Source organism: Ornithinibacillus salinisoli (genome assembly GCF_042684965.1).
GTDB classification, from domain to species: Bacteria; Bacillota; Bacilli; order Bacillales; family Amphibacillaceae; genus Ornithinibacillus; species Ornithinibacillus salinisoli.
Genome location: NZ_JBHUMI010000017.1, coordinates 134,071 through 146,846, shown reverse-complemented (window position 1 = coordinate 146,846; position 12,776 = coordinate 134,071). Strand labels below are relative to the sequence as shown.

Annotated in this window: 11 protein-coding genes; 1 reads left to right on the top strand and 10 read right to left on the bottom strand. The window is 38.5% G+C overall.

The genetic code is table 11. The features are described 5' to 3' along the window. Nucleotides 1-68 precede the first annotated feature (68 nt). A complete protein-coding gene (locus ACFSTA_RS14680; RefSeq protein WP_377557526.1) occupies nt 69-1,142 on the bottom strand; it encodes a serine hydrolase domain-containing protein in 1,074 nt (357 codons plus the stop codon). 324 nt (nt 1,143-1,466) lie between these two features. On the opposite strand from ACFSTA_RS14680, the gene ACFSTA_RS14675 reads away from it, so the two are divergent. Next, the gene (locus ACFSTA_RS14675; protein WP_377557525.1) at nt 1,467-2,807 is read left to right on the top strand and encodes a short-chain fatty acid transporter; all 1,341 of its coding nucleotides are present in this window, start codon (nt 1,467-1,469) and stop codon (nt 2,805-2,807) included. Nucleotides 2,808-2,898: 91 nt separating this feature from the next. On the opposite strand, the gene ACFSTA_RS14670 is transcribed toward ACFSTA_RS14675, so the two are convergent. The 9 genes from ACFSTA_RS14670 to ACFSTA_RS14630 form a co-directional block, all read right to left on the bottom strand. Further along, nucleotides 2,899-3,666: an HAD family hydrolase gene (locus ACFSTA_RS14670; RefSeq protein ID WP_377557524.1), complete on the bottom strand. Its 768-nt coding sequence runs from the start codon at nt 3,664-3,666 to the stop codon at nt 2,899-2,901. Between the two features lie 53 nt (nt 3,667-3,719). Next, the gene (locus ACFSTA_RS14665; protein ID WP_377557523.1) at nt 3,720-4,538 is read right to left on the bottom strand and encodes an alpha/beta fold hydrolase; all 819 of its coding nucleotides are present in this window, start codon (nt 4,536-4,538) and stop codon (nt 3,720-3,722) included. A 24-nt stretch (nt 4,539-4,562) separates the two neighbouring features. Beyond that, the gene (locus ACFSTA_RS14660; RefSeq protein ID WP_377557522.1) at nt 4,563-5,519 is read right to left on the bottom strand and encodes an acetamidase/formamidase family protein; all 957 of its coding nucleotides are present in this window, start codon (nt 5,517-5,519) and stop codon (nt 4,563-4,565) included. Beyond that, the gene (locus ACFSTA_RS14655; protein ID WP_377557521.1) at nt 5,512-6,564 is read right to left on the bottom strand and encodes an ATP synthase beta subunit C-terminal domain-containing protein; all 1,053 of its coding nucleotides are present in this window, start codon (nt 6,562-6,564) and stop codon (nt 5,512-5,514) included. Before ACFSTA_RS14655 ends, ACFSTA_RS14660 begins: the two co-directional genes overlap by 8 nt. Before the next feature lie 186 nt (nt 6,565-6,750). Continuing rightward, nucleotides 6,751-7,662: a DMT family transporter gene (locus tag ACFSTA_RS14650; protein WP_377557520.1), complete on the bottom strand. Its 912-nt coding sequence runs from the start codon at nt 7,660-7,662 to the stop codon at nt 6,751-6,753. A gap of 96 nt (nt 7,663-7,758) precedes the next feature. After that, nucleotides 7,759-9,261: a glycoside hydrolase family 10 protein gene (locus tag ACFSTA_RS14645; protein WP_377557519.1), complete on the bottom strand. Its 1,503-nt coding sequence runs from the start codon at nt 9,259-9,261 to the stop codon at nt 7,759-7,761. A 334-nt stretch (nt 9,262-9,595) separates the two neighbouring features. Continuing rightward, nucleotides 9,596-10,429, bottom strand: coding sequence for a carbohydrate ABC transporter permease (locus tag ACFSTA_RS14640; RefSeq protein WP_377557518.1), 834 nt, complete (start codon nt 10,427-10,429; stop codon nt 9,596-9,598). Further along, on the bottom strand, nt 10,426-11,313 hold the full coding sequence (locus ACFSTA_RS14635; RefSeq protein WP_377557517.1) for a carbohydrate ABC transporter permease: 888 nt from the start codon (nt 11,311-11,313) through the stop codon (nt 10,426-10,428). The genes ACFSTA_RS14640 and ACFSTA_RS14635 overlap by 4 nt, the downstream gene beginning before the upstream one ends. Before the next feature lie 80 nt (nt 11,314-11,393). Next, nucleotides 11,394-12,767 (bottom strand): sugar ABC transporter substrate-binding protein, encoded by a 1,374-nt coding sequence (locus tag ACFSTA_RS14630; RefSeq protein WP_377557516.1) that lies wholly within the window; start codon nt 12,765-12,767, stop codon nt 11,394-11,396. Between the last annotated feature and the right edge of the window lie 9 nt (nt 12,768-12,776).

Here is a 12,776-nt window from a genome sequence, read left to right as displayed (position 1 = left end):
TTCAATATTTACCTCTTAGTTAAGCCAGATTCCTCTATAACATACTTTCGAAAGATTACTTTGAAAGATTACTTTGAAAGAGAATCAATCACTTTAAAAGCCAATTTAACCCCTTTCCGATGGTATAGAAAGTGATTTAAACTACCAATAATATATGTCTCAAGCTCCGGATGATAAAACATAAAGCTACCTGTTATCCCCGCATTTCCCCACATGCCATATTTTTTTGGTAAAACAATGGGAGTCGGTTTAAATTTCATAATTCCATATCCATAGTCTATACCTGGCGCAAACTTTGCCCAATCATGCATGCGCTCAAGTGATTCTTGTGTAATTATTTCATTGTTTACTACTGCCTTCATAAATTTCAACAAATCTCTTGCAGGTGCTACTATCCCACCTCCAGCATAATCAATGCTTAAACTACGGTAATTTGTAACATTGTTGTTACGAATATTTATATCCGCAATTGGTTCTTTCGTTTCTTCAATCGGTTTGGAATGTTGGAGTAAATATGTATGGTCCATTCGTAGAGGTTGAAAGATATGTTTTTTCAAGACTTCATGATATGGTCTGGATGTAACCTGTTCAATTATTAACCCCAATATATGATACCCGGTATCGGAATAATGAAAGTCTTCACCTGGAGGAAAGTGTGATGTTAAATGTTCCTTCGACCATGCTATTGTTTCTTGCGGTGTCCAAAATCGATTTGGTTCTTCCAGCAATAGATCAAGCATCGCTTTCCCCTGTTTTGGTTTATCTTCAAAATAGTCGTGCACACCAGATGTATGGTTTAATAGATGCCTCACTTGAATTTGATCCGTATAATCTTTTCCTTCATATACATGTAATTTTTCTAAAAGGGTTGCGTCTAAGTAGTTTATAATATGATCTTCATAGGATAATTTTCCTTGGTCTACTAAAATGGAAATTACTACCGAAGTAAATAGCTTGCCCACACTCGCTACATAATAAGGTTGATTGGCGCTTGCCTTCATCTCACCTGTCATTCCTTCGGCCAAATTCACATGAATCCCCTTTTCCGAATGGACTAATAAGTAAGCGTTATGTATCTTGCTATCCTTTTGTACCATAGTTCTAAAACGACTTTCTAATAATTGGATTTTATCATTTGCCATTATTAAAACACCCTTCATTTCATAAAAGTCACTTATCCTACTACTATTCGAAATGTAACTGATATATTCGAATATCGGACGAGGATAGCGATTCACTCTTAAAATGAAAAATTCGCGCACAACCGCAATTCCGCATGCCCTTAACTACCTAAACGCCCATCCATAAATCACCAACAATAAAATTACCACTTCCTCATTGAACCAATCTTCGATTAAAGATAAAATATTCTCATGTGTGTAAAAATCGCATTTAGTTATTCGAATAATCTCGATCATCGAGAATAGGATGTAGTAATTTTATAAATTAATAAGGAGGTTTTTTCTATGTTTGGTTCGATCACTGCTTTCTTCGACCGAATGGTACGGAGATACTTACCAGATGCATTTCTATTTGCTATCATTTTAACATTTATTGTATTTCTTCTCGGGATATTTTTCACTGGCAGTTCGCCTGTACAAATGGTGGAATATTGGGGTGGCGGTTTTTGGGATCTGTTAGAATTTGCTATGCAGATGTCCTTAATTGTTGTGACTGGCTATATCCTAGCGAACAGTCCGGTTATTAAAAAGTTAATAAATAAAATTAGTAGACTGGCAAACACACCTGGACAAGCTATCTTCCTTGTAACTTTTGTTGCAGCAATCGCCTGTTTGATCAATTATGGATTTGGTTTAGTGGTAGGTGCACTACTTGCGATTCATGTGGCTAAGCGAGTTCCGTCTGTCGATTATCGTTTACTTATGGCGAGTGCCTATAGTGCATTTTTGCTGTGGCATGGTGGATTATCTGGTTCTGTTCCACTGAAAATTGCAACAGAGGATCACTTTTTAGCAGACATGATTGGGGTTGTTCCAGTTACAGAAACACTACTAAGTAGCTTTAACTTATTTATTGTCGGGTCATTACTCATTACACTACCTTTGTTAAATCGTATGTTAATGAGATCGACCCATAGTTTAGGGAAAATTGATCCTGAACTTCTAAATCTTCAAGCAAATTCTATCGAAGAACCAGAAGAAGAGGATGCACCGAAAGAAGATATGACACCAGCAGAACGGTTAGAAAACAGCCAGATTATCTCTATTATCGTTGGGGCGTTAGGTCTTGTATTTATCATCTATCATTTCGTTCAAAATGGACTTGACCTAAACATAAACATCGTCAATTTTATCTTCCTATTCTTAGGAATCCTTTTCCACCGTACACCACGCCGATTCTTAAATAGTGTTACCGGTGCAGTAAAAAATGCCGGTGGAATTATCATTCAATTTCCGTTTTATGCAGGGATTATGGGTATGATGGTTACTTCCGGCTTGTCAAAGCAAATGTCGATGTGGTTTGTAGATATTTCTACAGAGTTCACGCTACCACTATTTACATTTATCAGTGCAGGTATCGTGAACTTCTTCGTTCCATCCGGTGGTGGACAATGGGCGATCCAAGGACCTATCATGATCCCAGCAGCATTGGACCTTGGCGTAGATTCAGCAAAAACAGCAATGGCAGTAGCCTGGGGAGATGCGTGGACCAATATGATCCAACCATTTTGGGCACTACCACTACTCGCAATCGCAGGATTAAAAGTAAAAGACATCATGGGATTCTGTGTTATGGTCCTATTCTGGAGCTTCATCCCCATTTCGATTGGACTATTATTCTTTTAGGTGTTGAGTGGGACGGAGGGTCAGGTCCACCGTCCCACTTAATTTTTGGTTTCATTGAGACGAGGGGACTGACCCCTCGTCTCTCTCCTTCTCAAAAAATATCTGTCAGTTCTTCTATTGAAGTTATAACGTAATCGGGGACGGCTTCGTTTAAGAACGGGACAGATTTCATTTTATTTTCTGCTCTCCATTTTTCCTCACAAATTTTTAAAAACGTTTCATCTTCATGCCTTTTTTCCAATGGCATTTCTATGAGATTGTTTGGTAGATTTTTATTTATCAATATGGAAGTAATTCCCAACATATTTGCAAGAATGATATCATGATCAATTCGATCACCAATATGGGCCACGATTTCCCCAACATATAATAAACTATTTAATATACTTTCATTTGGTTTTGCATAGCCACATAGGTCTGGTGTAATTACCGTATCAAATAATTTATCTAAACCTAATTCTTTCATCACCGGTACTTGATAGATGGAATATCCATTTGTTACGACAGCTAAGGAATAATTCCTTATCTTTAGTTCATTCAGGGTGTTTAAAATATTGTTTTCTAAAAGGTAAACTTTGGGTGTCTCAGTATGTTTTTCCACCAACTGTGTAACTTCAATTTTTGTTGATAAATTTAATTCTTCTATTACTTGTTTTACAATATCGTCCCAATCATATGCTTCAACGATTCTATTTTCTTTCATTCTTTTCTCGTGTTCTTCTACTATTATTTTCTTAATGTCAATATCTTGATTTAATTGTTGCTGAATAATAGAGATTATCTCTGGAAAAACCCAATCAACAAAAGGATTCTGCATTAATGTTCCATCTAAATCAAACGTAATCCATCGTTTTGTCATTACTTCATCACTCCCTGGGTTGAAGGGTCAGTCCCCTCGTCCCATTTTTTTACTTAATGGAACGAGGGGACTGACCCCTTAATGAAGTTTCGTAATCTATTATTAAATAAGTCTGGTTCACTTAGATTGATCATATGGGCAGAGTGCTTAAAGGAATCTGTTTCACTATGGTTTATGTTGGAATGTAGAAATTCTGCCCCAGTAGCATAATCCTGAAAATCTTTTTCTCCATATAATATTAAAGTTTTTGCCTGAACCTCCCCTAATCTCTCTTGAGTATTTCCAAGAAAGATCGGCTTCCTGTTTATTGCTGGCTTTTGAAAGTTTTCTTTTAGCATGGATCGATATAATCTTTCATTTTGCTTGGAAACTTCAATCTCTGAGCTTCCTCCAAATAAAGACATATCCGCTTGTAACTGTATACACTTTTCGACATCCATAGATTGGTAAGCCTCAAGAAATTCCTTTCTTGCTTGTAGTAATTCTACCGATTCTTCTCCACTAGTAAATTTAAACGAACACAGGGTTAAACTTTCAACTAGGTTGGGATAAACGATAGTCAATTCTAGACCAAGTAATGAACCGAATGAAAGTCCAACTACATGCACATTATCTATATTTAGATAATCCAATACACCTTTTAAATCCTCATAGTTAGTAAACGGTTCCTCAGTAATCTCTGTTTGGCCAAAGCCACGGAGGTCAAGGCGAATAACCTTATGGGTTTTAGCGAATTCTTGAAATTGATCCTCCCACAATCTAGAATCTAGAAAAAGTCCATGTAAAAATAAAATCGCTTCTCCTTCACCTGCTACTTCATAATATATGTTACCTCCATTTACAGCTGCAAAACCCTTTTCAATGTTGCTCATTATACAATCCCCTCCAATTTTGAATTAACGTAATGCATCAAAAGATAGAAAAGCATGAACTCCTTTAACATGATTAACAACTTGGGTAATACGTAAATCGACAACAAGGGATGCAAATGCATAAGCTTCTGTCCGTGAGATTTGATAGTTGGTTGACATCAAATCTAACATTTCACTTAAAGCTATCCACATAGCTTCTTCAAGGTTTTCATGAAATCCCATCGTTATCCAACCGTCTTTGGTTCTAGCTCGAGGCATTTTGATGGGCGTATCATCTAGTACGTTAAATGTTAAACTGACTCTATCCATCGGACACTCTAACGCGGGACCACTAACCTCACCATCTCCCTGTGCTGCATGCCCATCTCCAACCGAAAACAGGCCACCTTCAACTGGAATGGGTAGGTAGAGAATACTTCCCGCCTGTAATTCTTTACAATCTATATTTCCACCCCACCGTCTTGGGGAAATCGTCGTGTGTTGCCCAAATTCCGCCGGTGGCATTCCCATAATCCCCATAAATGGACTCAGCTTGACCGAATAATTAAAATTCCCAAACTGACTTCGACCAATCATTTTATTATGATCAAGTTCAAAATCTAAATTTACCTCTTTTTCGTCTACCATGCCCATCTTTTCATTCCAATAGCTTTTAAAACCTCCAGCAGTAGCCCATCCCCATGACCCTGGAATGACTTCATTTATCTTAATTTCTAACGTCTGATACGGCATTGCACCTTCTATAAATATCGGACCAACTAACGAATGGCCAAAGGTTTTACTTTTGCGATCTGGAGCAATATCCGAAAATTTCTTTCTCGGACTACCAGTACTGGATCGTTTATCTAGCCCCCATGCCGCATCAAGTGTTTGAAAAACAACAGTATCTCCTGATAGAATCTTCAAAATTGGATCAAGATCCCTACTAAAAAATCCATGTAGCGTCTCTCTTGATGGGTATACATTGTACATGTTAGACATCCATACCACCTACATACAAGAGCTCTTCAACATCTATATGATCAACGATACCATCTAATACTTTCCGCACCTGCTCAATCGTATCTTGAAGGCTCACCCACTCCCCTTTTTTCTTTGTCACTGGTTCTGTGACATAGAAAGGTTGAGTAAGAAAAGCTTCTAATCGTTGTCCCCTACGATAAACCAATAAATCAGATTCAGATAGTTTTTCCGTTCCCCATTGATTAACGATAAAAGTTAATTCCTTATAACGACGTAAAAGCTTTCTTGCACGTTGTTGGACGGTAAATTGGGATGAGTCTAAAAACGTACCTTCAAGTATGGTTGAAGTTGAAATAACTGGATCTACCGCTGGGAACATTTTTCTTGTGGCTAGATCCATATCGAATCGCCAAAACGTTTCCAAAGGACCATATGGTAAATCTTCATCAACTACTTCTCCTAACGTATCAACTAACACTAACGTTATCGGTCTTACCGTAGCCTCTTGTAGTTTTTCCTGAAGATCAATAAGATCACCTGTAACTACCATCGAACGATCTACCCCAATAACGAAGTCTGATTCTTCGTTACTTTCTTGCACTCGGTTGTAAATATCGTCTGGGTAAGAGCTGCTAAAATCAGCTTGCTCGATGACATCATTTACTCCCACTGTCTCTTCACTAGGCATGAGAAATATGGTAGAAAAATGGCGTTTTTTCAATCGTAAAAAGATCTCTGCCATAAGTACTAATTGCCCCATTCCTGGTCTAGCAACTAATCCCGCAGTCCCTCCACGTACTAATGGTGCAAACAAGTCCAATACTTTGATACCGGTTTCAATTTTTTCCGTATCATTGTCCCTAATGATTAATTCATCAAGTGTACAATCAGCAATAGATGCTAAGGCAACTAACGTTTTAACCTCAGATTTTGCGATAGAGATCTTTCCTGTAGTTAAGTTAGATACAGTTGCTGGTCGTAATCCCACTGACTTAGCAGCAATCGTAAGGTTTGGAACACGTCTTTTTAACAATGCAACATTTAAACGAATGTTTTCACTCATTAATAAACCTCCCTTTACTTTATATAGTAAATAAAATTACTCTGTAATGCAACACTTAATTTCACCACAGAGTAATTTTTTTACTATTAAATGCTGACAATAAAAAAACAAAACCACAAATAGTGGTTTTGCTTCCGGGATGAGGGGTCAGACCCCTCATCCCACTCCCGTCAACCCATTTTTTACCTAATGGGACGAGGGGACTGACCCCTTAGACATGGGACCTGTCCCTACACAAATAATGATTCCTACTATTATTAGTATGGAGCCGTAGATGATGTTTGTTGTGATGATTTCGTCTAGTAGTAGCAAGCTGAAGAATAGTCCGAATACTGGTACGAGTAGGGTTGATAAGGTTGCAGTTACCATATCAATTCTACTAAGGATAATAAACCAGGCGGTGAAGCATAGGGCGGATGCTAGTACACCTGTAAATAATATGTAGCTAATCAATTCCCCATTCCAATGGATTGGTTCGCCCCACTCCATGATTGAAGCAGCTACAGTAATTCCTACTGTACCAAACAGCATTTGAAAGGCAGATACTTGTAATTTTGATAAACCTTCTAGTTTTTTTCTGTAATATACATTAGATGCAGCCCAGGAAACAGCAGATATTACGATCAAGATTTCACCAAAGATGACGTTCATGCGTTGTTCGCTAAAGAAATCCCAACCAATTACCATGAACAAACCAAGCATTCCTATCAACAGTCCTACCCATTTTTTCTTCGTTAATGTTTCGCCAAGAAATTTAGCAGCCAATATACTACTCCATATCGGCATCGTGTATAATATGATGGATGATTTTCCTGCATCGACAAATCGCAACCCGTACATGACGAGTAAAAAAACGATCGTCGTTTGCAAGACTCCTACGACGATGAGATGTTTCCATTGTTCCTTTGGCGGAAGCTTCACTTTCCAGATTAATACAATAAGTAAAAGCGTTACTGCACCAATTCCAAATCGAAAGGCACTAAAAGTAAACGGACCCATAAAGGAGAGGGAAGCTTTCATCATGACCCAGCTATACCCCCAGATGCTAGTAATAATAAGGATGAGCATCCAAATAATGACATTTGCTTGTTTATACATAAGAATTACCTTCTTTTTTACAAAATGAAAAGGGAAACTATATGGCGTTTCCCTTTTCTTCAAGACTAACATGTTATAAGCAATCATTCTATTAATCTAGTCATGTGAAATGGTTGTTCTTGTTACTTCTTGAATATTCACTTTAACTTTTTGTGCATCATCGTTTCCATCTACTTCAACAAAGTAATTTCCAGGTTGTAAGTCCGTAAACACAAAATGACCGGTTGCATCCGTAACGGTCGTACCAATCACTTGCCCATTTTTCCCTCTGCGAATGGTAACTTCCTGATTAGATTGCTGATCGGCAACTGTTCCAAGTACATGTCCAGTTGCACTTGTTCTCCATTCTGCTACTGGAGTAGGTACTGGCTCGGTAAATGGAGCTTCCCCATTATTATGCTCCGTTGGTTCATATAATGAGCGAATAAGCTCTTCTTGAGGTAGTCCATCATTACTCCATACGTTATACACATATGGACTAATACCTTCAACTGTATTTCCAGCCGGAGATGGTGCTAACGATCGTTTTATTTGATTGATACTATCCGCAACACTATTCAAGTATAGCGCGGGGCCGATCACAATTCCTCTATTTCTCGGTAAGTCCTTTTGCCATTCAATCCATTGATTAAATCGTTCCTCACGAGCTGGATCTGCATCACTATCATAGTTCATGACATATGCATAGTCTAGATAGCCTTCCTGCACCCACTTTTTCCAGTTTTGATGGGCACGTTGCACCGGATCCATATCCCACCAATCTGTGTTTCTCGGGTCATCAAATCCCCAAGACAATACAGCAGCAGATAGTTCCGCAGCAGGATCTGCAGCCATTAACGCGGCATAAATACGTTGAATTAACGTATCGACTTGATTTACTTTCCAGGCAATCCATTCTTCATCAGATGGAAGTGGTCGATCGTCTCTACCTGTTTCTGCTTGAAACCTGGCTAATGAAGTTGGATTATACCCTTTTCCATCTTCCGGATAACGAATATAGTCAAGATGCACGCCATCGACATCATAATTTTTCACAATATCTGTAACCATATTGACCACATGATCTCTCGCATCTGGATGTCCTAAATCAAGATATGGCTGCCAATAAGGGACAGTACCATTATAATCCTGTGTAACCCAAGTTTCTTCTTCTGGTGCATCTGGGCCATTAGTATTCCAAATATGATTCGGATCCTCTGGTTCCCCACCATAAATGCTATGCCACATTGGTCCTACGATTACCCAAGCGTGAACTTCAATCCCATTTTCTTTAGCTTTTTCTACTAAATAACCGAGTGGATCAAAACCTTCTGGCACGGCCGGATCCTGCGTAAAAGGTAATACATCACTGTGGTAATATGCATCATGACGCCTACTAACCTGTGCAACAATCGTATTCATATTAGCAGCCTTTACATCACGTACTAATTGATCAATTTCCTCTGGAGTCTTCACCCCCGGTTCGAAGGCTTGTACCCAAAATGCTCGAATAAATCCGTCCTCCCCATTTTCTTCCGCTGCAACTTGGTAGCTGTCTACATGTAGAGAAGTCATTACCAAAGCGAACATAGCAACAACCATAAGCAATTTTTTTACCATTTCCATTCCTCCCCTAGGTTTTGTAAATCTACTACTTTCGTTGTCACCTACCTTTTTCAAAAAATATATGATTAACTCGCTTCACAGATAAAGTTGTGATGCATCAAAGTAGGAGGTAGCGAGAAAAACATCGCCTAAGAATGTGGATATAAAGTGCATTATGTGGATTACTACTATTCTAGTTACTATCATTCTACTTTTATTTTGGAATGGATATAAGTGACAAAAGTGGCATTTTATATTCCGAATAACATAGGACGAAAGCATCTCTCCGCTAAGAAGATTTCCCTATTATCTCTGCTACCATTTTGGGGAGTGGAAAAATTTTAAGTAATCAGCTCTTCACAGAACCCTGTACTAATCCCTCTGTCATTCTTCGCTGGAAGAAAATAAAGAACAACAAAACCGGGATGGTGGCTACTGTCGATGCGGCCATTAATCCACCATAATCAGCAGTAAACCGGCTGAAAAATTGTTGTAAGGCAAGCGGTAGCGTTCGTAACCTGTCATCTTGAATAAAAGTAACGGCAAATACAAATTCATTCCAAGCTGTAATAAACGCAAAAATACTCGTTGCCGAAATCCCTGGCCATGCTAACGGGAAGATCACTTTTCGAAAAGCTTGCATGCGTGTACATCCATCAATCAATGCGGCTTCCTCTATTTCTGTTGGAATGGAACTGAAATAACTTCGTAACATCCATATACAAAATGGTAATGCGAATGTTAGATACGTTATCATTAACCCTATTAATGAATTGGTTAACTCTAGATTACTCATGACAATAAATAAAGGAATAATCAACACTACTAATGGAAACATTTGGACGAACAGAATTGTTAACAAAATAATGCCCTTCCCTTTAATAGGGAATCGACCTAAAGCATATCCAGCAAGTGATGCAATTGTAGTTCCAACAATCGTTACTGTGCCAGCTACTATTAAACTATTTTTAAAGTAGTTCCAAAAATTAGCTCTGACAAAAATGTCTCGATAATGCTCAAAAGTAAATTCATGTGGCCATAAGGTAGGTATTTTACTAAAAATTTCCCCCGAAGGCTTCAACGAACTAATAACCATCCACCAAAATGGGAAGATCGACCCGATAAAAACGATGACCGCTAAAACATAGATGAATACTTTTTGGGTTGTTGTCTTATTTTTCATGCTTTCACCGCCTTATCTTCACGTAAGAAGTAAACATAGATAACAATAAAGATCATTAATAATATAAACATCAACATAGCTATTGCAGATGCCATTCCAAAATTCAATGCATTGATCGCTTCATTCCAGGAATACAACGCTAATACAAACGTACTCTTAGCAGGTCCACCCTCTGTCATGACATATATTTGGTCAAATATTTTAAAGTCCCAGATGGTAGATAAAATAAATAGAATGAGTAGCAAAGGTTTCAACATCGGTAACGTAATTCTCGTTAATTTCTGCCAACCATTTGCCCCGTCAATTTCAGCCGCTTCATACAATGTATGAGGTATCGTCTGGAACCCTGCTAATAAGGATACTGCAATAAAAGGAAAGCTCTGCCACACAATCATGAGAAAAATAACAAAAAACGCTGTTAAGCTCGTATTAAACCAGGCATATCCATCGAATGTATTCAGCCCGATTGATGTTAGGAAGTAGTTGATAACACCATACTGATCATTAAACATCCATTTCCAAACAATCCCCCCAGCTACTGCCGGAAACACCCATGGTATCAGGATCACAACACCTAGGATTTTACTACCTTTAAATCTCGTATTTAAAAGTAAAGCAACAGATAACCCAACTAGTAACGTACCTCCCACACAGGACAGCCCAAACAGTACTGTATTTCTTGTCACTGTCCAAAAGAAAGGATCTGATAACGTTTCACGATAATTGCTAAACCCTGCCCACTCTGCTTCCCCGGTAATAATGGAATACATATCATAATGCTGGAAGGATAAAAAGAAAGTATAGAGCAAAGGATATATCGTTAATCCCATAATTAAAATGATAGCAGGCAAAAGTAGTAGCCAAGGAAGCCATTTTGATTTCATATTCTCAACCCCAATCTACCTATGAATAAGCCGATGCTGCGCTAGCTAACATCGGCTCCCCATAAGCTATTGAACATTCTTTATTCCGTAGCAAAAATTTTATTCATCGTTTCTGCTATCTCATCTAAAGCTTCTTGAACAGTTTTATCACCAGTCATAATTTCTTGGATTGGTGATACGAATAAATTTTCTCCTTCAAATCGACCCCAGGATGGACTTGCTGGATAAGATCTTCCATCTATCATTGCCTCTGCAAAGACGGCTAGTAGTGGATCTTCCGTAAATATTGGATTATCCAATCCTTCTAATGTACCTGGGAAGAAACCAGTAAATTGAGCCCATTCACTAATATTTTCTTCTGAAACCATTAGTTTCAAATATTCAGCAGCCAATTCCTTATTTGGAGATTGTTCAAAGATTGCTAAATTAGAGCCTCCAACAAAACTAGCATTATTATCTTTCATTGGTAATGGAGCAATACCAATCTTATCCTTGATATCTGGATTCTCATTAATCATTGCATTCACACCTGGTGCAACATCAATGGCCATTGCTAAATCCTCTTGGGCAAATGCTTGACGTGTATCTAGCACGGACCAGTTTAATGCACCTTCTGGAACGAAGCCATTTTTGTACATATTTGTATAATGCTCGATCGCTTCAACCGCTTCTGGTTCATTCACTTTAGAAACCCACTGCATGTCACCATCGTCATTTTCTTCTTGGACAGCAAGCTCTCCACCAAAATGCCAAATCGTTGGTAATACAGCATGCTGATTAATACCAATCGCAGGGTATGCGAATGCATCAGTGTTATTAATAATTGCTTCCCCAGCTGTAAGCAACTCGTCATATGTGGTAGGTACCTCTACTCCTGCTTCGTCCAAAATTTCTTTATTATAAACTAGTTGTCTTAAACCTGCATACCATGGGACACCATATAAGCTATTGTCATATGTACCAACCTCTTCTAAAGCTGGTACCCAACCATCACCCATGCCCCATTCGGCAACAACATCATCTAAATTCATCAATGCTCCCATTGCTGCAAATTCTGGATTCCACGTAGTACCTAATTCTGAGATGTCCGGAGCATTACCACTAGCCATGGCAGTAATCAAATTTTGGTGGGCAGATAGCCATGGAATGAACTGAACATTTACCTCGACATTCGGATACGTCTCATTAAACTGTTCCGTCACCCCATCAAAGTAAGCTTCTGCTTCTTCCGGAGATCCTGTCTCCATAATCCATACGGTAAGTTCCGCTGATTCATCTGATACAGCCTCGTCAGAATCCTCTGTTTCATCAGGTTCTTCTTCATTTGTTTCTGGTTCTGTTGTTTCTGGATCTTCCTTTTCTCCCTCGGATTCATTGTCTGAAGAACATCCAATTAAAAACAACATAAATACCAAAGCCAGTACAAAACCAAGCTTCAGAAAACGACCACTCATTTTAAATAA

Coding starts and splice junctions, on each gene's coding strand:
- ACFSTA_RS14640 (WP_377557518.1), bottom strand. CDS start 10,429: ATGAAAAATAAGACAACAACCCAAAAAGTATTCATCTATGTTTTAGCG.
- ACFSTA_RS14645 (WP_377557519.1), bottom strand. CDS start 9,261: ATGGTAAAAAAATTGCTTATGGTTGTTGCTATGTTCGCTTTGGTAATG.
- ACFSTA_RS14665 (WP_377557523.1), bottom strand. CDS start 4,538: ATGAGCAACATTGAAAAGGGTTTTGCAGCTGTAAATGGAGGTAACATA.
- ACFSTA_RS14670 (WP_377557524.1), bottom strand. CDS start 3,666: ATGACAAAACGATGGATTACGTTTGATTTAGATGGAACATTAATGCAG.
- ACFSTA_RS14650 (WP_377557520.1), bottom strand. CDS start 7,662: ATGTATAAACAAGCAAATGTCATTATTTGGATGCTCATCCTTATTATT.
- ACFSTA_RS14630 (WP_377557516.1), bottom strand. CDS start 12,767: ATGAGTGGTCGTTTTCTGAAGCTTGGTTTTGTACTGGCTTTGGTATTT.
- ACFSTA_RS14675 (WP_377557525.1), top strand. CDS start 1,467: ATGTTTGGTTCGATCACTGCTTTCTTCGACCGAATGGTACGGAGATAC.
- ACFSTA_RS14635 (WP_377557517.1), bottom strand. CDS start 11,313: ATGAAATCAAAATGGCTTCCTTGGCTACTACTTTTGCCTGCTATCATT.
- ACFSTA_RS14655 (WP_377557521.1), bottom strand. CDS start 6,564: ATGAGTGAAAACATTCGTTTAAATGTTGCATTGTTAAAAAGACGTGTT.
- ACFSTA_RS14680 (WP_377557526.1), bottom strand. CDS start 1,142: ATGGCAAATGATAAAATCCAATTATTAGAAAGTCGTTTTAGAACTATG.
- ACFSTA_RS14660 (WP_377557522.1), bottom strand. CDS start 5,519: ATGTCTAACATGTACAATGTATACCCATCAAGAGAGACGCTACATGGA.